Annotated in this window: 17 protein-coding genes; 3 read left to right on the forward strand and 14 right to left on the reverse strand. The window is 56.1% G+C overall.

The window, feature by feature from the left end; translation table 11 throughout:
• Nucleotides 1-22 precede the first annotated feature (22 nt).
• Nucleotides 23-802, forward strand: a complete 780-nt coding sequence (locus tag HNQ64_RS08660; protein ID WP_246430992.1) for a DUF932 domain-containing protein — start codon at nucleotides 23-25, stop codon at nucleotides 800-802.
• Between the two features lie 441 nt (nucleotides 803-1,243).
• On the opposite strand, the gene HNQ64_RS08665 is transcribed toward HNQ64_RS08660, so the two are convergent.
• The 5 genes from HNQ64_RS08665 to HNQ64_RS08685 form a co-directional block, all read right to left on the reverse strand.
• A complete protein-coding gene (locus tag HNQ64_RS08665) occupies nucleotides 1,244-2,521 on the reverse strand; it encodes a TolC family protein (RefSeq protein WP_184207555.1) in 1,278 nt (425 codons plus the stop codon).
• Between the two features lie 69 nt (nucleotides 2,522-2,590).
• On the reverse strand, nucleotides 2,591-3,583 hold the full coding sequence (locus tag HNQ64_RS08670) for an efflux RND transporter periplasmic adaptor subunit (protein ID WP_184207557.1): 993 nt from the start codon (nucleotides 3,581-3,583) through the stop codon (nucleotides 2,591-2,593).
• 88 nt (nucleotides 3,584-3,671) lie between these two features.
• Nucleotides 3,672-6,767, reverse strand: a complete 3,096-nt coding sequence (locus HNQ64_RS08675; protein WP_184207559.1) for an efflux RND transporter permease subunit — start codon at nucleotides 6,765-6,767, stop codon at nucleotides 3,672-3,674.
• Between the two features lie 59 nt (nucleotides 6,768-6,826).
• Nucleotides 6,827-8,131 (reverse strand): chromate efflux transporter, encoded by a 1,305-nt coding sequence (gene chrA / locus HNQ64_RS08680; RefSeq protein WP_184207561.1) that lies wholly within the window; start codon nucleotides 8,129-8,131, stop codon nucleotides 6,827-6,829.
• A complete protein-coding gene (locus HNQ64_RS08685; RefSeq protein ID WP_184207563.1) occupies nucleotides 8,128-9,069 on the reverse strand; it encodes a chromate resistance protein ChrB domain-containing protein in 942 nt (313 codons plus the stop codon). The genes chrA and HNQ64_RS08685 overlap by 4 nt, the downstream gene beginning before the upstream one ends.
• Nucleotides 9,070-9,149: 80 nt before the next feature.
• Between HNQ64_RS08685 and HNQ64_RS08690 the strand changes: the two genes are divergently transcribed.
• Nucleotides 9,150-10,034, forward strand: a complete 885-nt coding sequence (locus HNQ64_RS08690; protein ID WP_184207565.1) for a DUF1259 domain-containing protein — start codon at nucleotides 9,150-9,152, stop codon at nucleotides 10,032-10,034.
• Nucleotides 10,035-10,069: 35 nt separating this feature from the next.
• Complete coding sequence (locus HNQ64_RS08695) at nucleotides 10,070-10,423, forward strand: hypothetical protein (RefSeq protein ID WP_184207567.1); 354 nt, start codon at nucleotides 10,070-10,072, stop codon at nucleotides 10,421-10,423.
• A 438-nt stretch (nucleotides 10,424-10,861) separates the two neighbouring features.
• On the opposite strand, the gene HNQ64_RS08700 is transcribed toward HNQ64_RS08695, so the two are convergent.
• From HNQ64_RS08700 to HNQ64_RS08740, 9 genes are all read right to left on the reverse strand, one after another.
• Nucleotides 10,862-12,184, reverse strand: coding sequence for a HoxN/HupN/NixA family nickel/cobalt transporter (locus HNQ64_RS08700; protein WP_184207569.1), 1,323 nt, complete (start codon nucleotides 12,182-12,184; stop codon nucleotides 10,862-10,864).
• A gap of 78 nt (nucleotides 12,185-12,262) precedes the next feature.
• Nucleotides 12,263-12,688, reverse strand: coding sequence for a hypothetical protein (locus tag HNQ64_RS08705; RefSeq protein ID WP_184207571.1), 426 nt, complete (start codon nucleotides 12,686-12,688; stop codon nucleotides 12,263-12,265).
• Nucleotides 12,689-12,873: 185 nt separating this feature from the next.
• Nucleotides 12,874-13,302 carry a hypothetical protein gene (locus HNQ64_RS08710; protein WP_184207573.1) on the reverse strand — a complete coding sequence of 143 codons (429 nt, stop codon included), beginning with the start codon at nucleotides 13,300-13,302 and terminating at the stop codon, nucleotides 12,874-12,876.
• Nucleotides 13,292-14,494, reverse strand: coding sequence for an MFS transporter (locus HNQ64_RS08715; RefSeq protein ID WP_184207575.1), 1,203 nt, complete (start codon nucleotides 14,492-14,494; stop codon nucleotides 13,292-13,294). Before HNQ64_RS08715 ends, HNQ64_RS08710 begins: the two co-directional genes overlap by 11 nt.
• A gap of 75 nt (nucleotides 14,495-14,569) precedes the next feature.
• A complete protein-coding gene (locus tag HNQ64_RS08720; RefSeq protein ID WP_184207577.1) occupies nucleotides 14,570-14,995 on the reverse strand; it encodes a hypothetical protein in 426 nt (141 codons plus the stop codon).
• Nucleotides 14,996-15,057: 62 nt separating this feature from the next.
• Complete coding sequence (locus HNQ64_RS08725; protein ID WP_184207579.1) at nucleotides 15,058-15,825, reverse strand: HupE/UreJ family protein; 768 nt, start codon at nucleotides 15,823-15,825, stop codon at nucleotides 15,058-15,060.
• A 9-nt stretch (nucleotides 15,826-15,834) separates the two neighbouring features.
• Complete coding sequence (locus tag HNQ64_RS08730) at nucleotides 15,835-19,026, reverse strand: efflux RND transporter permease subunit (protein WP_184207581.1); 3,192 nt, start codon at nucleotides 19,024-19,026, stop codon at nucleotides 15,835-15,837.
• Between the two features lie 12 nt (nucleotides 19,027-19,038).
• A complete protein-coding gene (locus HNQ64_RS08735; RefSeq protein ID WP_184207583.1) occupies nucleotides 19,039-20,319 on the reverse strand; it encodes an efflux RND transporter periplasmic adaptor subunit in 1,281 nt (426 codons plus the stop codon).
• Nucleotides 20,320-20,343: 24 nt separating this feature from the next.
• Nucleotides 20,344-21,597, reverse strand: coding sequence for a TolC family protein (locus tag HNQ64_RS08740; RefSeq protein WP_184207585.1), 1,254 nt, complete (start codon nucleotides 21,595-21,597; stop codon nucleotides 20,344-20,346).
• Nucleotides 21,598-21,661: the final 64 nt, after the last annotated feature.

Raw genomic sequence — 21,661 nt, forward strand, 5'->3', positions numbered from 1 at the left:
CTCCTCTAACTACCTCATCCCCATGATCGCAAACCTCGACCTCATCGCCCCTATGGCTAAGCCTCGCAAAACCCCTAACCTGATATTGCATTGCGGTGCTCACACGGCCGACCTTCAAGAAGTCCGTTCTGTGCCGACTCCTGAACCCACCGATAGCTGGTGTCCCATTCCGCATCATCAGCTCATCACCACCGTCCAGAAAACCCTGTCCAGCTCCCGGCTCAAGATCGGCACTCAGGCGCATTCGTTGTCTCACGATGGCATGCGTTATTTTGGTCTCATGGAAGTGACCTCTCATCAGTCCAGCGAAGATTATTGCTGGGTGCTGGGATTGCGTAACAGCCATGATAAAACCTTCCCCGCTGGGATCGTGGCTGGTGCCAGTGTGTTTGTGTGCGACAACCTTTCCTTTTCTGGAGAGATCAAATTTGCTCGCAAACACACCCGCTTCATTGTCCGTGACCTGCCGCAACTGGTGGGACGTTCCATTGGCCAACTCATGGCCAAGTGGCATGATCAGGACAAACGCATCGCCGCCTACAAAGAAGCGGACATAGGTGAGGTGGATGCCCATGACCTCATCATCCGCGCAACCGATGTTGGCGTGTGTTCCAACCGCCTCATCCCCTCGGTGCTCAATGAATGGCGAGAACCCAGATACGACGCCTTTGCCGGCCGCAATGTCTGGAGCCTGTTCAACGCCTTCACCGAGTCCCTGAAAAGTGGCAACCTCGCGGAGCTGCCCAAACGCACCGAGGCCCTCCACGGCCTGTTAGACACTCACGTCGGCCTAGCTGCGTGAGAAAGAAAGGGCCTCGGATTTTCCGGGACCCTTTTCTTTAGGTGAGAGGCAAGTGAGGACATCAACCATGGTTGATGTCCTCCTCATCCGACCACAATCTTCAATCCTTCCTGGCCGACGAATGACGGAAGGCTTCGCATCTCGCCCACCGTCTAAGACGTTCAAAACCAAGAATTTCCGAGAAATCTCCCTCGGCCCAATCAACCTCCCCCACATCTGAAAAATGACCGAACCAGCATGAAAATACCTAACTTCTACCAGCCAGGGGGCAAATCGGGGGGGGGCTAGCTTGGTTGGCTCCTAATACGTCCTCTTTTGAGAAGTAGATGATGAATCAAAATAGAAGCGCAACTTCGATGAGGAAATGTATCCGCGCTATAGGGACAAGCGATCAAGACGGAGGACGAGTTGGGCTCGTGCCAAGTGCATGGCCGCTGAAATTCACCGGCCTACTGCCCGCTTGAGTTCATGCTGTGCCTTGTTAAAGTCCGTTACAGCCCGAACCCGGCTTTGTCTTGCACGAGTGAGTTCTTCTCTCGCTAACAGATATTCGAGGACGACACCTAGCTGGCTGGCTTGGCGTTCTTTGGCGAGCTTCACCATCTCCTCGGCAGCAGTGACCGCTTCGTCGTTGATGGCGATTTGATCGTGAGCGCTTTGAGATTTCACAACAACTTCGACAACTTCGCGGCCAATGGCAGCTTTGATATTTCCGGTCTGTAGATTCGTGGCCTGCTCACGAGCGTTGGCGATGACCCTGCGCTGTTTATCAAAGAGTCCGCCGGGGCCGATCTTCCAGCCTAGGCCGATGTAGAAGTCCTGCGTGTCATCAAAATTGCCGGTGTTGTTGCCAAAGCCGCCGCCGAGTCCGCCTGCGGTGTAGCTGGCCTGCACGTTCGGCACCAGAGGTGCGATGCGGGCTCGGTCACTTTCAAGCTGTGCGGCAATCGTGGCAGCGCCTGCCGCTTTGAGCTCAGGTCGGTGCTGGGTGGCCTGAGAAAGAAGAGTGGCTACACCGGTTTTGCCATTGAGATGCACAGGCACGAGATCGGCCTTGGCTGGACGCAGTTCGGATTGGGCTGGCAGACGCAATGTCTCGGCTAGAGCGGCGGCGGCGAGGTCGCGCTTTTCCTTCTCTTGACGAATGGCGAGCTTGGCGCGTGCGACTTGCGTTTTGACGCGAAGCAGATCAGCGCGGAAGACGGTTCCAGCTGCGACGGCACTTTCGAGCTGCTTTTCGTAATCCTGTGTCAGACGCCAATCATCCTCAATGATGGCCACACTGGCCTCGGTGGCGAGCAAATCATAATAGCGCATCGTTGCCTGCGTAACGATGTCGCGCCGGGATTTTTCCACCAAATGTTCAGCAGCGAGCGCTTTTTGTTTGGTCGCGAGTGCCGAGTAGTAGAGATCACCGGGCGACCAGTCAATCATAACGTTCGTGCCAACGGTATACTGCTGCTTGTTGGCATTGAAGACCGCCCCAGCGACATCCTGGATGTTCCCATCATGCCGCCTGTAACCGACGCCGAGACTCAGGCTGGGCCAAAAACGTTGCCAAGCAAGCTTCGCTTCTGCGATGGTCTCGCTGTGGTTCATACGGGCCAGTTCGATCTCGTCATTGTGCGCACCTGCAAGTTTCATCACTGTCGGGAGATCGACGTGGATAGGTTCTGCGGTAGAAAGGGTGGCAGCAAGAAAAAATAGGAATATTTTCATGGGACAAAAGACTGGTTTGGAAAAAATGGCGCGAGTGAATTATGCTGGCCTGAATCTTGCCGCCTAAACTCAGGGTTTAACCCCGACCGCTTGCTTGTCAGCAAGCGTAACTGTTCCAGGCACGAATAGTTCATCGTCTAATTTCAACCCGGTCACTTCGACGTTCACACCATCGTTGAATCCTATCTTCACAGCGGTCTTCATGGCTTTGCCGTCGGCGCGTTTGAAGACGAAGGCGTTGGCCTTTTCCAAGACCAGAGCGCCGACAGGAATCAGGGTCGTGTCTTCGTGTTTTTCGGTAGCGATCTTGGTCATAACATACATGCCGGAACGGAGTTTGAGGTCAGGGTTTTTGATATCAGCTTCGGCAAGCATGGTGCGCGTAGCGGGATCGAGCGCGTAGGCGATGCGGCTGATGCTGGCTTCGACGGACGGAGCGGTAGCTCCGAGGGCATCGATCTGGGCTTTAACCGGCTTGCCGACGGTAACGAGTCCGGTTTCCAGTTCGGTGACGGGAATTTGCAGACGTAGCGTGCTCAAGTCAGTGATTTCGAGGAGCTTGGTTGTGTTTGCTGCGACGAGAGAACCGGGATCAGCGTGGCGGGCGGTGACGATGCCGTCAAAGGGCGCTCTGAGGCTGGCGAATTGGATCTGCGTCTCGCTGCGTTCTAGTCCAGCCTTCGCGATGGCGAGCTTTGCCTCGGCGTCATCGACGGCCTGCGGTAGGACGATGTCAGGAGACTTCGCCCGGGCTTCATGAAGGCGTTTGACCTCGATTTGTGCTACGGTGACCTCAGCCTTTGACTTGGCGATGTCAGCCAGGAGTTCGGGCACTTCAAGCGTGACGAGGATCTGACCTGCAGTGACGGTGTCGCCTTTGTCAACGGTCAGAGTGGCGATGTAGCCGGTGACTTTGGCATGCAGCGTTGCCTGCTGCCACGGCGCGAGCGTGGCGGGCAGAGAGATCCAGCGGTGGATGAGGCCGGTGGTGGGCTTGGTTGTTGGGAGTTCGAGCGCTTGGGTACTTTGCGCGAGAATGAGGAGTAGGAGTAGGAGTCGCATGAGTTTGGACAGGATTTGTGCAGGTCAGTAGCGAAATTAAATTAGAATGAGTTAAGGCCAAGCTCGTTGAGCTTCGCTGATCTTTGCGCTAGGTGTCATTAGGTTCGAGTGATGCGTTCTTAGCCGTTTTGCTCGCCAGCAGTGCATACACGGCAGGCAACACAAGCAATGTCGTGACGGTCGCCAAGGCCAGACCACCGATGGTGGCGATGGCGAGTGGTGAGGTCTGCGACTTCGCCACAGCCATGGGGATCATGCCCGCGATCATGGCGAGGCTGGTCATCAAGATCGGTCGAAGACGGGTGGTGGCAGATTCGAGAGCGGCGTCCCGTTTAGTCATGCCAGTGAGTTGCGCGCGATGAGCAAAGGTAACGAGGAGGATGGCATTGGCGACGGCGACGCCGACGGCCATGATAGCTCCCATGAAGCTCTGGATATTCAAGGTGGTACTGGTAAGCATCAGGGCTAGCACGACACCGAGCAGGGCGGCAGGAATGGCAGCAAGAACGATGAGGGCGAGGCGCAAGCTTTGGAAGTTCGCGACGAGCAGCAGGAAGATGGTGACGATGGCAATAAGCAGGCCGGTTTGGAGGCCGCTTTGCAGTTCTTTCATCGGTGGAATCTGGCCTCGTAGGGCGACGGCGACGCCAGGGGGCGCAGGGTTGTCGGCGATAACCCTTTCGACCTGCTTAGCGATGTTGCCGAGCGGCTTGTCATGCAGGTTCGCCGTGATCGAAATCGTGCGAGCCATGTTATAACGATCATATTGGCCGATGATGCTGGCTTCGCTGACTTTGGCGATGTTGCGAAGAAGCACAGGCTGCTTGCCCTGCGCGGTAACTGGTAGGTTACGCAGATCTTCGAGGCTTTTCATCATTGTCTGTGGCACCTGGACTTGGAGGCTGAAGCTGGTACCGGTTTTCGGGTCGGCCCAGTAGTTGGGGACAGTGAAACGGCTGCTTGCGGTAGCCGCCACGAGACTGCGTGTGGCGTCGCTCATTTTTACGCCAAGTAGGCCAGCTCGTTCACGGTCAATATTCACATCTATGCTTGGGTAGTCGAGCGTCTGACTGAATTGCACATCGCGCAGGTCTTTGAGTTCGGTGAGCTTGATGCGTAGCGTTTCGGCATGAGCGCGGCTGGCAGAGAAGTCTTTGCCGCTAACAGCGACTTCGATGGGTGTAGGTGATCCGAGTGCCATGACGCGTGATACGATGTCGGCAGGCTCGAAGGAGAACAGCACGGTTGGGAACTCGGCAGCGAGGCGTACTCGAAGTGTTTCGCGCAGCTCGGCAATGGGTTGTGACCCCTCTTTAAGCTGGATTTGCAGCATTGCCTCCTCCGGGCCGCTGTTCCACTGATGGATGAGATTGACGGGGTAGTTCGGTGCATGGACACCCACTAACCCCATACTTGTAGCGACGGAGGCCTCCTCGCCAATGATAGCCAGCGTGCGTAAGGCAATCTGCTCAGTGGTTTCGAGTCGTGTAGCAGTAGGGGCGCGGAGACGGAGTTGTATCTGCCCTGCGTCGATCTGAGGAAAGATTTCAGTGCCAAGGAATGGGACGATAACGCTGATGGCAAAGATAACGCCGCCAAGATAGGCGGGGACAAGGATATGACGTGTAGTGATCGATGGAAGAAAAAGCCAGCGCAATGCGGACACCCCGGCGGGCTTGGGCTCCGCACGGTTTTTAGGTTCGCTGTGCCACCAGATACTCAAGATCGGTACCAGGGTTGAGGACAGCAGGTAGCTGGAAATCATAGCAAAGCCGACCGCAAGCGAGAGTGGTAAGAAAAGGGCCTTCGCTGCGCCGGTCATGAAGAAGCTCGGTACGAACACCGCGAGAATACACAACATGCTCAGCGAACGCGGCCCTATGGTTTCTTCGGAGGCGTCCAATACAATGCGGGCCAGAGTGCATGTACCACTTTGTTTCATTCGGCGGTGAATGTTTTCGATTTCGACGGTGGCTTCATCGACAAGAATACCAACCGCGAGAGCGAGGCCGCCGAGGGTCATCAGATTAATCGTGTATCCAGCGATCCACAATGCGAGCACTGCGGCGGCGATGGCGATGGGGATGTTTAGCACGACGATCAATACGCTACGTAGATCACGCAGGAAGATGAGTACCATTAAACCTGTGAGTGTGGCACCGAGGATGCCTTCTTTGACCAGGTCATCGATAGCGCGGATGATCCAGGGGCTTTGGTCGAACTCGAAGGTGACGTTAATGTCTTCTGGACAGGCTGCTTTGAATTTGGAGAGGTTGAGCTTCACCAGTTCGACGACGCTGAGTGTAGATGCATCGCTGCGTTTGGTAACGGGCATGTACACGGTTCGTTTACCGTTCACGATAGCGATGCTGGTGGTAATATCGTGATCTTCAACTACGGCGCCGATGTCGCGGACATAGACAGCGCCTTTGTCGGTGATCTTGAGCGGTACGGCTGCGAGATCTTGGATGTTTTTTACAACGGCATTAGTAGGCACGATGGGATAGCTATTCGGTAGCGCGAGATTGCCACTAGGGCTCATCGTGTTCGCCTCGGTCATCGCTTTAACCACGTCATCCGGCGACAAACCATAGGCGCGAAGGCGGTCCGGTTTTACATTGATCACAATGGTGCGAGCACTGCCGCCAAAGGGGGGAGGAGCGGAAACACCGGGCAGCGTAGCAAAGAGTGGGCGAACCATGTTCAGCGCAGCGTCCTGCATCTGACCAACGGTGCGATTTGGGTTCTCTGTGGAGAAGACGAGATTGCCCACAGGCACACTGCCTGCGTCAAAACGCGTCACGAAGGCACCCGGCGTGCCCGGCGGCATGAAGCTACGGCTACGGTTCACATAGGCGATGGTTTCCGACAGCGCTGCGGACATGTCTGTGCCAGGATGGAATTGGAGCTTCATTATTGAAGCTCCCTGAATGTTCTTTGACTCCACATGTTCAATGCCCGCTATGTAGAGGAAGTGGTACTCGTAGTAGTATGTCAGATAGCCCTCCATCTGCGCTGCATCCATGCCGCCATACGGCTGCGCTACGTAGATGGTGGGAATACCAAGCGGTGGGAAAACGTCTCGCGGCATTTTTTCTGTTGCGATCCATGAACCGAGCAGGATAGCTACGACGGCGACGAGAATGGTCCAAGGATGGCGAAGAGCGAAGCGCGGGAGAGACATGAGGAGTGACGAATAGAAACGTGGTGACGGGCGGGGAGCAGGCGGGTGTCAGCGTCCTCTCAAGGCAGAAAAAGAAATCCAAAAAGCCCCAACACCGCGCATGCACCGATCACCGGCATGAGACCGATTTTGAAATACTGCATGGCGATGAATGCCAGTGTGGCGAGGACAGCGATGAAGATATCGAAGCCACCACTCGCGGGCCACAAGGAGTGGGTAGCGAATTTAACGCCGAGATTCAGGATGACGCCAACCACGGCAGCGGTGATGGCCGTGAGCGCGGCGCTAAGTCGGGGTTGCTCACCAAGTTTTTCGATGTGCGGTGCACCAATGAAGATGAACAAAAAGCATGGCAGGAAAGTCACCCATGTCGTGATCAAAGCACCAAGCGTGGCTCCGGCGAGGGGACTGAGCGAGCCGGGGTGCTGCCAACCACCGACAAAGCCGACGAATTGCAGTACCATGATGAGCGGGCCGGGTGTGGTCTCGGCGAGAGCGAGTCCGCTCATCATCTGTGGGTGAGAGAGCCAGCCATGGTTCTCGACAACCTGTTGTGCGACATATGGCAGCACTGCATACGCGCCGCCAAAGGTGACGAGCGCGGCTTTGCTGAAGAACAGACCTTGCTGTGCTTGCGTGCTACTCCAGCCGAGCCATGCGGCGATGGCAAAGACGGGCAGCCACCACAAGGCGAGGCACAACGCGGTGATGGTCAAAGTGCGGCCCCAACTGGCCTTGGGTGCTGGCGGTAATTCAATAGCTGGAGCAGTATCATTCGCAGCGCTATGCCCCTTGCCTGCCGGAAACTGCGCAGGCAGCACTCGATTGCCGAAATACCCAAGTACGGCGGCAGCGAGAATGATAAAGACAAAGGATACCTGGAAAAAATAGATCGCAATGAAGCTTAACGCGGCTAAAGCCCAGAGCGTGTGGCTCTTGAGGGCTTTTTTTCCAATACGCAACACTGCCTCAGCCACCACTGCGATCACCGCGCCGAGAAGGCCATGAAAAATTGCTGCGAGCCATGGCAGATGCCCGCCAGCCATGTAGAGCCAGCTAAGGCCGAACAAAATGAATACTGACGGCAGTACAAACAACACTCCAGCCGCGATGCCCCCCTTCGCACCATGCAATCGCCAGCCAAGGTAGGTGGCGAGTTGCTGTGCCTCGGGACCGGGAAGCAGCATGCAGACATTCAACGCGTGAAGGAAATGCACATCACTGATCCAGCGGCGTTTTTCCACCAGCTCCTTGTGCATGATAGCGATTTGTCCCGCAGGTCCACCGAAACTGATACAGCCGAGTTTAAGCCAATAACGAAAGGCTTGCGGAAAGGTGGGCATAGAAGGAATTTCCGATTTCATTGTTTCTTGATGTTCTTGCGAGTCCGGTTGGAGAGCTGGCGATGCAGGGCGTCGAAGCAGTCGCAACCACGGGAGAGAATGTCGTGATCGGTCCATCCCATCTGTGCCCAACCGCGAAAAATGGCCAGGAGTCCGGCTCCTTCCTGCGTGCCATTACGCCCGTCACCCAGATCGGCATCGTGAATAATGTGGGCGATCTTTTTCAAACCAGGATCATCGAGTGTGAAGCGATTGAGAAGCGTTTCGAAAGTACAGTGGTCGCTGTGATGACCAAACTCGACGCCCACCATGTCATAGGGCAGCGCCTCTGGATGCGCGGCGGGATCATTGGCAAAAACAAAAGTGGCCTTGGGATCAATGAACCGCTGAATCAGCCACGCGGAACCTACTCGATCAACCTCCGGCCGCGGCCGCGTGAGCCAAGTGCGCTGCTGGTAATTCTTGATCGAAAGCGTCTTCATTTTATCGCTAGTGGCACCTTCACCGAAACGACGCATTAGCATCTCCACGTCCGCCGCCTTGGGACAATCGAAGAAGTCGATCTGGCGCACGACTTGGAAACGGGTGGCGAGCTTTTCGCGATCTTCCGAGGTTGCCAATGACTTTTTTCCCTTAGCGGGCAGTAGCAGGCGGATATCCTTAAGGATGTCCTCATAATCAGCCGTTCGCGCCTGTTGGAAGAGTGTTATGATCTCGTCATCGCTCACCCCATCAATGTCATCTGCCCGCACCAGCGTGGCATCGCCGCCCTGCTCGCGAAGGCGCTGCGCTAGCCACTGAAAGCTCTCGTGCAGCTCCTGGCGGTCAGGCAAAACGGAGGCCGAAGTTTTCAAAGGAACCGCGCCAAGGCGCTTCAGTTGTCTCCACATGGACAGGCGCAAGGCGCCGTTTTTCGCAGGCAGACTGTAAAGTAGCAAAAGCCAGGATCGTTCCGTCATTTGTAACATGTGTTACATCATGTAACTCTTGTTGCAAGATTAGTATTGACGTTTTTATCTTTTCCGTCAGCTTCATTGCCATGAAACCGACCACGATGCTTTTCACATTCGTCACCTGCATCACGTTCACTGCATCGGCTTTGGACAACACCAAAATTGAGCAGATAACCGGGCTCAAGGGCACTCTGAACGAGGCGGAAAAAGTATTCAAAGTGACCTACCCACGTGGTGACCTTGGCGTAGCAGTGGATAAATGGAATATCCCCGCCTTCATGGGGCTGACGACCTGGGCTGCTTTTACAGATGGCAATGCGTCGGCGACAATGGTCATGGGCGACTTCGTGTTAATGCAGGACGAGGTGAATCCTGTGATGAGCTCGCTGCTTGAATCAGGACTGTCTGTAACCGCGCTGCACAATCACTTTTTTTTCGATGAACCTAAGGCGTACTTTATGCATATCGCAGGCGAAGGCTCTTTGGAGCAACTTGCTAAAGGTGTGCGTGCCGGCCTAGACAAGATGAAGGAAATTCGCGCCTCATCTCCGCAGCCAGCGAAGTCATTTGGCAACGCCATTCCTGACAAAAATTCCATCACTGCTGCTCCACTTCTGGCGGTGCTAGGCGGGAAACCACAGGAGAAAGAGGGCATGGTGAAATTTACTATCGGTCGCATTGCAAAGATGTCCTGCGGTTGCGAGATTGGCAAAGAGATGGGAGTGAACACCTGGGCAGCGTTTGCTGGCACGGATGACAATGCCGTAGTTGATGGTGACTTCGCCTGCCTGGAAGGCGAGCTTCAAGGAGTGCTCAGAACCCTGCGTGCGGGCGGCATCCACATCGTTGCCATCCATCATCACATGACGATGGAGAATCCACGTTACATCTTCCTTCATTACTGGGGACTCGGCAAAGCTGCGGAGCTTGCTAGTAAGCTCAAGACTGCTCTTGATGTGCAAGCCAAATAACCATCAGCGTTCCTCCGCTTATGAGATCTTTGGCCTTGCTCACAATCCTCTTTTCGTCCTCTTGCGGCACCCATTGGGATCCTTTAGTGAGCTTTAAGCCGCTGTTTTTCGGATTGGATGAGACAAACATATCGCCCAAAGCCATAGATGCCTTGGCAGAGGCGAAGCATGACTTTGCTCTGGCGCGAAAAGGCAGGCCTCCTCACTTTGCTCGGCTCATAGGCGACGATTCGACGATTGGAGCCAAGTGCTATCAAGGACGGGGTTACCGATTGACGATCTTTATCAATGGCTCGCGTAATCGCGTAGGGCAAAAAATCGAAATGGAATCCGAAATCACCGGCTCGGCCCCCTACCTGTATGATGAGAGTTTTGAACAATCGAACTAATGTGTCCTGATTCTGTCCGCAACGTGCCAAAACCACTCGCTTGCAGGGACTCATAATCATGCCAGGACAGGCGGCCTTACATCCACGTCAATCCTACGCCCAAAATCTGCCGACAAAGGCGACATGACTAAATCCTCAGCTCGCAGATGGTGAAGTCCATAAAATCCATTGATGCTCGTCTCACATTTGCTCTGTTTCCAACGCCGTGAACAAAACACCCTTTTTGCCATGACTTCCAGTTTTTCCAGAGCCGGGAGCTTCGGTGGACTGAATTAATGCGTGGGAAAAAAGCTGCGGTGTCGAAACTTTCGCCCTGCAGTTTTTTCTTGTCCCATGGGCTATAACTATCGAGGCAATGAAGGCTCCAAAAGAAGTTCGTTTATCAGTGTCCAGGTACCTGATGTGGACAGCGATCACAGTTCTGATGAAGCATGGCTTTTAATGTCCAGGTCCAACATGCCCGTGGAGTCCCTGCCAGCCTTGCCAAGCCATGAAAGCAGCGAGCAAGACGAGAAGTGCACAGGAGATGTAAGGGGCACGACGCATCCATTCGCTGAATCCACGAATCTTCCGATGCGCATGCTGAACACTCCAGGCAGCAATAGCTCCTACTACAACCATGGTGAGAGCCAAGCCAAAGCTGAAGGCTGCCACCAGAGCGAATCCGAGCACGACTTTTTTGATCTGGAGGCACACGACTAAAATCGTGAACGCAGCGGGACAAGGCATAAGGCCGCCCGTAATGCCAAAGAGCACAATTTGAGGCGTGGTAACCGTGCGATTGGCAAAGCGTTTGGCGATATCCTGGGCGTGGGCACGTTCATGCGCATCCTGATATTCGACCCCATCGTCTTCAGGCTCTTCAACTGCAACAGGGGCATGCTCGGCCTCGATGAAACGCAGACGGTAAGTGTGTGCGTGGTCACTATGACCAAGACTGATTATGGCTAGAAACTCATGCGGTTCTGACAATTTGGACGTGGCTTCCCAAAAACTTTCTTTTGCATCAAATGTGAACTTTTCAGAACGCCCATCAATACGGGCGGTTTCAATACCAAGCTGTGTTCCTTTAGGCAGCGGCACGATATCGCCAGAGGCCTTGCATGGGTAAATGCGGAAGCGTGGAGGCACGCCGTTTTCAAAGATACAAACTTCCAACCAGCCATGGCCGGTATCGAGCAACATGCCGCCGTGTGGCCCCTGTTTAAGTGAAACGGACGGCACTGCTGACGTGTTCATGCTTGCGGGAAGGATGAGACCGCTTGGAGTCAACTTTTCGCCTGCAAGGAGGCGCGGTGTGGCTGGATGCGAATGTGAGTGAGCATTCCATTGATTGGGTTCAGTGGACTGTGTTTTTGCAGGCTGTTCATGCGTATGGCCATGACCATCTCGATGATCGTGAGCTTGGGCTTCAGCTACTTCACGACGGGTGCGGTTGAACATCCAAACGGCGAGACCGAAGATCATCAAGGCGGAGGCAATATGAAAATAAGGCTCTGTATGATCAGCATTCCATTGGCCGCCATAATGCAGGGCAAGTGCAGCTAGCACCCAGATGAGCAGGGAGTGCGAAATCGCCGCTGATAAACCAAGCAGTGCGGCTTGCCAGACGGTACCACGAATGGCGATGATAAAAGCGGCCATCATCGTCTTGGAGTGACCTGGCTCCAATCCATGCAATGCCCCAAGTAGAATGGCGACAGGAATGTAGAACCATACATGGGCGCTGCCACTTTGGATGAGTTGGGTGATGTCAGTCATGGGGTTTCTTAGATGGAAGGTGAGTCTGAACTCCCTGCACCGTCTGCTGATGAAGGGCTCTGGGAGATGTTTGGCATGCTACCGACATCCGCAAAGCCACTCGGCCTTTTGGCAGCCGGAACAGGTGCTGGTGTCATAGGGGAAGCGGATGGTGATCGGCTTAGACTCTGCTGCGGCGCGGTATTGCATGACGATCCAGGCCCCGCTGCGCACCAATGGAAAGGTGAAGCCGTGGCTGGTTTTCACGACGGTGAGCTTGGTGGAGGTAACGATGCTGCCTCGGCTGTGCGCGGTGAGTGTCTGCGCGGTCACGGGCAAAGCCTTCTGCTGGCTGTCGAGCAGGGTGAGGTGGAACTGGTCGCCTTTGACGCGAACCTCGCCCTTGAGGGAGGCTTTTTTGTCAATGACGAGGAGGCGTCCTCCGTTCGGGCCGAGATCCACGCCTTCATGGGCGAATGCTTGGAGGGTGACCAGACTGAATATGAGGGGGAGTAGGTGCTTCATAGTATTGGATAAAGGGGGAGGTTTGGTTGGTTGGATGTCATAAGTTTAGGTGATTCGTCGATGGCTTTGCATCTGTTTTAGGTGACCGCTTCGAGGATTGTGAGCTGGTGCTAGTTTAATGATATGCCGGGTTGCTGGCGCGAGTTTCGTGTGACTGGATTCACATTAAGCTGGTCATCCGTGCTTCAATGCCTGCTACCGCCTTTCTCCATCATCTCAATGAATCGTTTCCCATCGGATGGAGACATCTGCCTGCTTAGATGCTCATGATGACGCAGCTTTTGCTCCTCGGTTGGTCTGTTTCTGATGGAGAAGGGGCTGCCGGTGCCATGGAAGTCGAGTTCGATCTGCTGGATGCTGGCCGCCTGAGCATCATTCAGATGGTAGAGTGGCCGCCATTTTTCTACGGTTCCCGACACCGAGGCCGACTGATTACGGATGGAGGAAAAATGCAGCATTAAAGCGGGGCCACCTAGAATGATGAGGGGCAGGCTTATGAGCATGATTTTGCTCGACCGCGCCTGTATAGCTGGCGCATCCATTGTCTTTTTATCATATCTTCTGGCCTTCATGGTGCTATGGGCTGGATTTGCCATGTTGGAATCAATGCCCATCAGGCAAACGTGCTCTGCCTGAAAGCCACATGGGGGCAGAAACGAGTGCGATAAGCGCGGCAAAAACCCAGGCGGTGAGTCCGAAGCCGATGGCGGTGGTGGTGAAGCCTGCCAGCGGATACGTAAGGCCCCAGCCTGCATGGCTGAGGGCGAAGTGCGCGGCGTAAATGTGGGCGCGTTCGGCTCCATCGCTGTTCGCAGCTAGCAACTCACTGCCACGGATGCCGAGAATGCTGTAGCTCATGCCGATGAGCCACCATGCAATGAACAAAATAGAATATTGTGGCAGTAGTGCTACGACGACCAGCGCCCCGAGCATGACCGGGGCACAGGCGATGACAGCGGCATCTCGTCCGCTGATGGAAAGTTTGCTGTAGATTAATGCGGCAACAACGGAGCCGACACCGAAGGAGGCCATCACCCAGGCGTAGGCGGAATCGCTGAGGTGGAGGTCGTTCTTCACGAAGTTCACCGTGGCTACGATGACAAAGGCTCCGCCGATGCTGGTCTGAAAGGCCAGGAAAAGCGACTCACGCAAGGGTTTCCGCTGAAACATGGCGGTGAGTCCGTGGCGCACAGAGGTCGGTGCTTTCTTGGCATCGGTCGTCGTCTCGATAGCAAGACGTGGTAGGCCATAAAGCAGGGCTGCGCTGCCGAGGAAGGTGACAGCGTCCAGGATGAAGTTTCCGCGAAAGCCCGCCACTGCGATGACCAACGCCGCAAGCGAGGGACCGAGGATGTTGGAGGCATCATAGGCGATGGAGCCGATGGCAAGAGCACGCGGATACTGCTCTGCGCTGACCACGCCAGGAATGACGGCCCGGTAAATGGGTGTGAAAATGGCAGAACCAAGATTCAACAGCACCGCCAGGGCGTAGATCTGCCATACGGCATCGGCAAAGAAGAAGCCGATAACCACGGCTGTCCGCATGAGGTCAGACGCCACCATGAGGCGGCGTGCACCAAAGTGATCGGCCAGCTTTCCCGCCCAAGGGGAGCAGAGAACGATCACCGCAATGCGAATCGCGAGCGTGATGCCCAGCACCGAAGATGCGGATGCACCGACTAGCTCATGAGCCAGCAGACCGAGTGCCAGTGAACACAAGCCGCTTCCCACCAAACTGAGCGCGTGCGCCCAGAAAAGTTGCTGAAACGCGCGATGATGCCAAAGGGATGTAGATGTTGTGTTCATGATTGTGATTCGGCGGGTGGTATCTTGCAGAAAGCGGGCGGGGCTGAGGATACAGCCCCGCCAAACCTCCCAGGCTTATTTGGCCTGCAACTGTGTTTTCAGCATGGTAACTGCTTCCACCATTTTTTCGACATTCGCCTGAGTGGCTTTCTGCGCCCCGGCAGCGCTGGACTTGTCGATGGCGGTGGCGTGTTTGGCGACTTCCACGGCGGCGGCTTCGGCTTTGGCCTTGTTCTCGGCAGACACTTTGCCAGGAAGGGCACGCACGAGGTCGCGGATGGCGTAGCCGTGATCATGCGCCTCGCCGAGATCGTTGCTGGCCACGACAGCGGCGAGCTTGGTTTGTTGCTCGCCCAGCAGTTTCCAGATTCCGTCTGCCGTAGCAGGGATTTCAGTGAAGTGGCTATGTCCGCCTCCGCCGCCTTCTTTGGCATGGGAGTGCTCTGGAGAACAGGCGGCGAGAGCGAAAAGGCTCATCGCGACTAACATGGTGTGTTTCATAGGATTCATGGGTGTGTTGAGTTGTTTGTTTGGGTTTCTACCGGGATGCCCGGCAAAAGGGTTTATGGCGCGGTCTGAGCGGTTTCGAGATCGCGATTGGTGTCCATGTTTTCATGGATATGGAAGTGCTCGTCTTTATTGAGCGGGAAGTCGTCGGCGAAGCGGGTGTGCTGGTAGCCGTGCAGTTGCATGAGCAGCAGGAGCAGTCCGGCGGCCATGAGTAGGACATTGGCGGCCTTGCTGAATTGGAGGAAGGAAGGCCTTGTGCGCCATTGCGCAAGGAATAGCCCCATGACAGCGAGTGCGATGATCTGCCCCACTTCGACACCCACATTAAATGACAATATTCGCAGGACGAGTCCCTCCTGCCCCAGTGGAAGCTGCTGCAAGCGGGTGGATAGACCGAAGCCATGGATGAGGCCAAACAGAAAGACAGCGGTGAGCAAGTTGGGTGATTGAATACCGATGTATTTCCTGAAGCCGTCGAGATTGTCGAATGCCTTATAGCAGACGGTGAGAGCAATGACGGCATCTATGAGGTAGAAGTTCGCCTGGATGTGTAGCAGCGTGGCGAAGACCAGCGTGATGCAGTGGCCCAGGGTGAATGCGGTGATGAACTTCACGATGTCTTTGAACTTCGTGAGAAAGAAAATCACGCCGAACAAAAACAGGAGATGGTCGTAACCGCTGAGCATGTGGGTGGCTCCCAGCTTGAGGTATTCAAGATTGCCACCCTCCAAGATGCCCTGCTTGTCCGCGTCGGAAATGCCGTGCGCGGAGGCGGTTAATGTGAGGAGCAGATTCGCGAAAAGGAATGTGATAATTTTCATGGTTCTGTGTTAGGCGGGTGAGGTTTCTTTGCGTGCGGTGACGCGGTGGAACATGCGGTAGAGCGCTGGCAGCACGAGAAGCGTGAGCAGTGTGGAGCTGAGGATGCCACCGATGACAACGGTGGCGAGGGGGCGCTGGACCTCAGCTCCGGGGCCGGTAGCGAGTGCCATGGGGACAAAGCCGAGACTGGCGACGAGCGCAGTCATGAGCACAGGACGCAGGCGGGTCAGGGAGCCGCCGAGGATGGCTTCATCAATGTCCATACCGTCTTCGATGAGCTTGCGGATGAAGCTGATCATGACGACGCCGTTGAGCACGGCCACGCCTGACAATGCGATGAAGCCGACGGCGGCGGAGATGGAAAGTGGGATGTCTCGCAACCACAAGGCGATGATGCCGCCAGTTAGGGCCATTGGCACGCCGGTGAAGATGAGCAGGGCGTCTTTGACGGAACCGAAGGCGCTGAACAGCAGTATCAGAATGAGCAGTAATGCCACGGGCACCACGATCTTGAGGCGCTGGCTGGCGGAGATGAGGTTTTCAAACTGTCCACCCCAACTGATCCAGTAACCGGGTTGCACGGTGACTTCTTCAGCGATGCGTTTTTGTGCTTCACCAACAAAGCTGGCGATGTCGCGACCGCGCACGTTCGCGGTGACGACGACGCGGCGTTTAGCGTTCTCTCGACTGATTTGGTTGGGGCCTGGGGCGAGAGTGAACTCGGCCAGCTCGCCAAGCGGGATGGTATCCGCAGTGGCGATGCTGCTTTTCGGCTGGTAGGCGATGCGGGTGAGCTTGGCGTCACCATCCACTTTTTTTGGCAGCGGGATTGGCAGGCGTTTGAGCGCTTCGAGGTCGGTGCGCAGCTTTTCGGGCAGGCGCACAAGTATGGCGAAACGGCGGTCGCCCTCGAAGATTTGTCCGGCTTCCTTGCCGCCGATGGCGATCTCGATAACCTCCTGCACGTCGGCGATGTTCAGGCCGTAGCGGGCGAGCATGGGGCGGTTGATGGCGATGGTAAGCACGGGAAGGCCGGTGGTTTGCTCCATCTTCACATCCACGGCACCAGGGACTTGTTTGAGTACGTCTTCGATCTGTCCGGCAGTTTCCTCCATGACTTCCATTTCATCACCAAAGACCTTCACGGCCACGTCACTGCGGACACCGGCGATGAGTTCGTTGAAGCGCATCTCAATGGGCTGGAGCAGCTCGTAGTTGTTGCCGGGGATGGATTTGGCTGCGGCCATGACTTTGTCGGCGAGTTCTGACTTGGGCATGTTCGGATTGGCCCATTCGCTGCGCGGTTTGATCATGATGAAGCAATCGGCGACGCTAGGCGGCATGGGGTCGGTGGCGATCTCGGCGGTGCCGAGCTTGGTGAAGATTTCCTTCACTTCGGGAATCTGCCCGAGCTTGGCTTCGAGTGTGCGCTGCATCTCCACGGCCTGCGTGAGGCTAGTGCCGGGGATGCGCAGGGCGTGCAGGGCGAAATCGCCTTCATCGAGACGCGGAATGAACTCGCTGCCCATTTTGGAAGCGAGCAGCAGGCACAGCATGACGAGGATGACGGCAGCGGCGGCGACGGCACCGCGAGCGGCGATGGCGGCACGCAACAACGGCTCATAGATGGCCTTGGCGGTGCGGATAAGGATGTTCTCTTTCTCACTGATGCGTCCACCGAGAAAGATGGCGACGGCGGCGGGCACAAAGGTCACGGACAAGATCATGGCAGCACCCAGCGCGGCTAGCACGGTGAAGGCCATGGGGAAGAACATCTTTCCCTCGATGCCGGTGAGCGTGAGGATGGGCAGATAGACGACCATGATGATGAGTTCGCCGAAGATGCTGGCCTTTCGCACTTCCCGAGTAGCGGCGAAGACGATCTCGAAGCGCTCGGCACGGGTAAGCAAGCGACCATGACGGTGCTGCTCCTCGGCGAGTCGGCGAATGCAGTTCTCGACGATGATGACCGCGCCATCGACGATGATGCCGAAGTCGAGTGCTCCGAGACTCATCAAGTTGCCGCTGATTTTCGCACCGACCATGCCGGTGATGGTGAGCAGCATCGAAAGCGGGATGACGCAGGCGGTGAGCAACGCGGCTCGGAAGTTCCCCAGCAGGAGGAACAAGATGACGATGACAAGCGTGGCTCCTTCAAAGAGATTCTTCTTCACGGTCTCAATGGTGGAGTCCACGAGCGTGGTACGGTCATAGACAGCCTTGGCCTGCACACCTTCGGGGAGCGAGCGATTCACTTCCTCCAGCTTGGTGGCGATGCGGCTGGAGACGGTGCGGCTGTTTTCACCGACGAGCATGAAGACGGTGGCGAGCACGACTTCCTCACCATTCACGGTGGCCGCGCCGGTGCGGAGTTCGCGGCCATGCACGACATCGGCCACGTCTTTGACCAGGATGGGCGTGCCGTCACGATGAGCGACAATGATGTTGAGCAGGTCTTCGATGCCCTCGGCCTGACCGGGAGCGCGGATGAGCAACTGCTCGCCATTTTTCTCGATGTAGCCAGCGCCTACGTTGGCGTTATTGAGGTCAAGCGCCTCCATGAGCTGTCGGAGCGTCACATCAAAAGTGACGAGCTTGTTCGGATCAGGTGTGACGTGGAACTGCTTCTCATAACCGCCGATGGTGTTCACCTCAATGACGCCGGGGATGTTTCGCAACTGCGGCTTGATGATCCAGTCCTGGATGGTGCGCAGATCGGTGGGTGTGTAGGCTTTGCCTTCCTCGTTTCGTGCAGATGGTTCGGCAGTGACGGTGAACATGAAGATTTCTCCAAGGCCGGTGGCAATCGGCCCCATGCTCGGCTCCAGGCCTAGCGGCAGCTTACTTTTCACCTCCTGCAAACGCTCGGCGATGAGCTGGCGTCCGAAGTAGATGTCGGTGCCGTCTTTGAACACGACTGTGACTTGTGAGAGGCCGTAGCGTGAGACGGAGCGGGTGTAGTCGAGATGCGGAAGGCCGCCCATGGCATTCTCGACGGCGAAGGTGACGCGCTGCTCGACTTCGAGCGGCGAGTAGCCGGGTGCTTCGGTGTTGATCTGCACCTGGACATTCGTGATGTCTGGCACGGCATCAATGGGCAGCCGGGTGTAATTGTAGGCACCGAGGATGGCGGTGCCGAGCACGAGCAGCAGGATGACCCAGCGCTGCTTGATGGAAAACTGGATGATGGAATCAATCATGGCGGGCAGAGATCAATGGTCGTGGGTTGCGCCGCCCTTCATGACATCGGCTTTGATGATGAAGCTATTTTCAGCGGCGTAGGAGATGCCTGCGGGGATGCCCGCTTTGACTTCGATCCACTCCGCATCGCGGCGACCGATCTCAAAGGGCATGGCCTCAAACAAGGTGCCGACGCGGACAAAGACGACATCCCAGTCGCGGAAACTCTGCAAGGCGCTGGTCTTCACGGCGACGGGCACTTCGGCTTCCTCATAGACGACATCGCCTGTGAGGAAGAGACCGGGACGCAGCTCACCCTTCGGATTGGGCACCACGGCGCGGGCCATCATGGTCTGTGATCCCTCGGCACTGAAGGGCGAGAGATAGCTGAGCGTGGCCTCGACGCTTTCGATGCCTTCATCGGCATGGATGGTCACAGCCTGCCCTGCTTTGAGGAGTGGGAAGTCTTTGCGATGCACGATGAAGTCCACCCACACTTGGCTGAGGTCCACAATAACGAAGAGCGCGTCCTCACTGTCCACAAAGCCACCCTGCCTCACCTCACGCTCGATAACGGTGCCTTCGCTGTCTGCCTTGACTTCATAGGTCTGGAGGCTTTCATTGCTTTCCACGGTAGCGAGAACATCACCCTTCTTCACCATGTCGCCCAGCTCCTTGGTCACAGTCTTCACCACGCCTGGGAATCGAGGATGGATGACGCTGCGAGTCTGCTCATTGAGCTGCACACGGCCTCGCAGGCTGAGGCTTTGGCGAATCTTGGCCGGGCCAGCCTTCACCATTTCCACGCCAGCACGGGCCAGGATTTCATCCGGCATCTCGGCGCGGCCTTCGATGGAGTCGAACTTCCACTCGTAGGTCCTGCCCTCGGCCTGCACGTTCACAAAGGCATGGAAGGAATGCGGCTCCACCACATCGCCATCACCGATGTAGTAGTCGGCTTCTTTTTTAAAGTTGATGGTGTCTGTGCGGTTGATTCGCTCCAGCTTGATGACGATCTTCACGTCCTTCGGATCAAAGGGCTGGCCGTCTTTGTAGAAATAGACGTGAAACTCAGGCGTTACGCCCTCCGGCTCGTAGATCTGCACTTCGCACTCAAAGTCAGGCTCGCCAAAATAGCGGCCACCATGTGGGCCGCGTCGCTTGCTGGGATCATCGGCTGCGGCTGCTCCACCATGACCTCCTTCTTCTGTTTTGCTGCCGAGTTCGATGCCGAGGATGCGTTTGGCAGCATAAGCGCCGCCGATGAGGAGCAGTGCAATGAGCGCCGCATTGAGAATGGCTTTGTAGTTCATGAATGGGTAAATTTGAATGGGGTGTTACTTGCTGGCTTTGTTCAGCGTGATGGGCGCGGCGGTAAGTGCGGAAATCTCCGCCTGGGCCTGGTGATAGTCCGAGAGGGCGCGGAGGTGCTGATTGCGCGCCTGGATGAGCGTGCGGCGTGCGTCGAGGATTTCGAGCTGGGTGAAGCGCCCAGCTTCGTAGCCCTGCATGACGGCTTCTTCGGCTTCCTTCGCGCCCGGCAGCACGTCTTTGTTCAGCAGCTCAACTTCCGTGGTGGCACGGAGCAGAACTTGATACGCGGCGCTCAGCTGGGCATACACATTCATCTCAGAAGTCTTGCGCTCGCTGTCCGTCTTGGCGATTTCCGCCTCCGCTTCGGCTATGCCTCCCTGGTTTTTGTTCTTGAAGGGCAGTGGGATCGAGAAGCCTACGACGAACGAAACATCGTCAGCCTTGCCCAACATGCGCGGGCCAGCGGAGACCGTAATATCTGGCTTTGCCAGCGACTTTTGCTTTGCCAGTGCCGCGTAGCGTCGATCTCGTTCAGCAGACCATCGCGCGATCTCGGGATTATTTTGAATACGCTGAACGAGGGTGGAAAACTTCGGAACAGCTTTGATGCCTTCCAGATCACCTTTCACGGAATCAAAGTCCGCTGTCTGCGATCCCCACTGAACTGCGAGATTGATTCTCGCCGTGGCAAGTGTTCGCTTTGCCTGTTCCATCTCGATCTTCGCCGACGCAACGGCTACCTTGCTTCGCATGACCTCAACAGCGTTGGCCTTGCCAGCCTCGACACGCTTCTGCGTCATTGGCGTGACCTTCTCTGCCAGCGCGGCAGTTTCCTCGGCGAGTTGCACTTGGCGTTGGGCAGCGAGCACTGCCACGAAAGCCTGCGTGGTGTTTTTAAGCACCTCGACACGGCGTACTTGATATGCCCACTCCGACACATTGCGACTCGCAGAAGCTTCGTTGACACGCGCCTGCCGTTTACCACCCAGCTCAACGAGCTGCCCCAGTTCCAAAGTGTTTTCCATGATGTCTCCACCACGGTAGGGGCCGCTGCCGGGCAGGTTTTGGGCGCTGTAGTTGATGACGGGATTGGGTTTTAATCCCGCCTGGAGTGTCCGCGCCTCAGCAGCGCGGATGTCGTAGTCATAGGATTTGAGTTCGGGGTTTTGCCTGAGAGACAGTGCAAGGGCGTCTGACAATGATAAGGAGCCGCCAGGGCTGGCAGCATTGGCATGAGATGCAAAAAGTAGTAACGAAAGAAGGACACGAGGGTGCATGATGAAAGTGGGTGGAGTGCTTGAATGCAGGGGTGATCCAGGCACGATTAGCGTGCATGGATTC

It is taken from the genome of Prosthecobacter dejongeii (assembly GCF_014203045.1).
Lineage (GTDB): Bacteria > Verrucomicrobiota > Verrucomicrobiia > Verrucomicrobiales > Verrucomicrobiaceae > Prosthecobacter > Prosthecobacter dejongeii.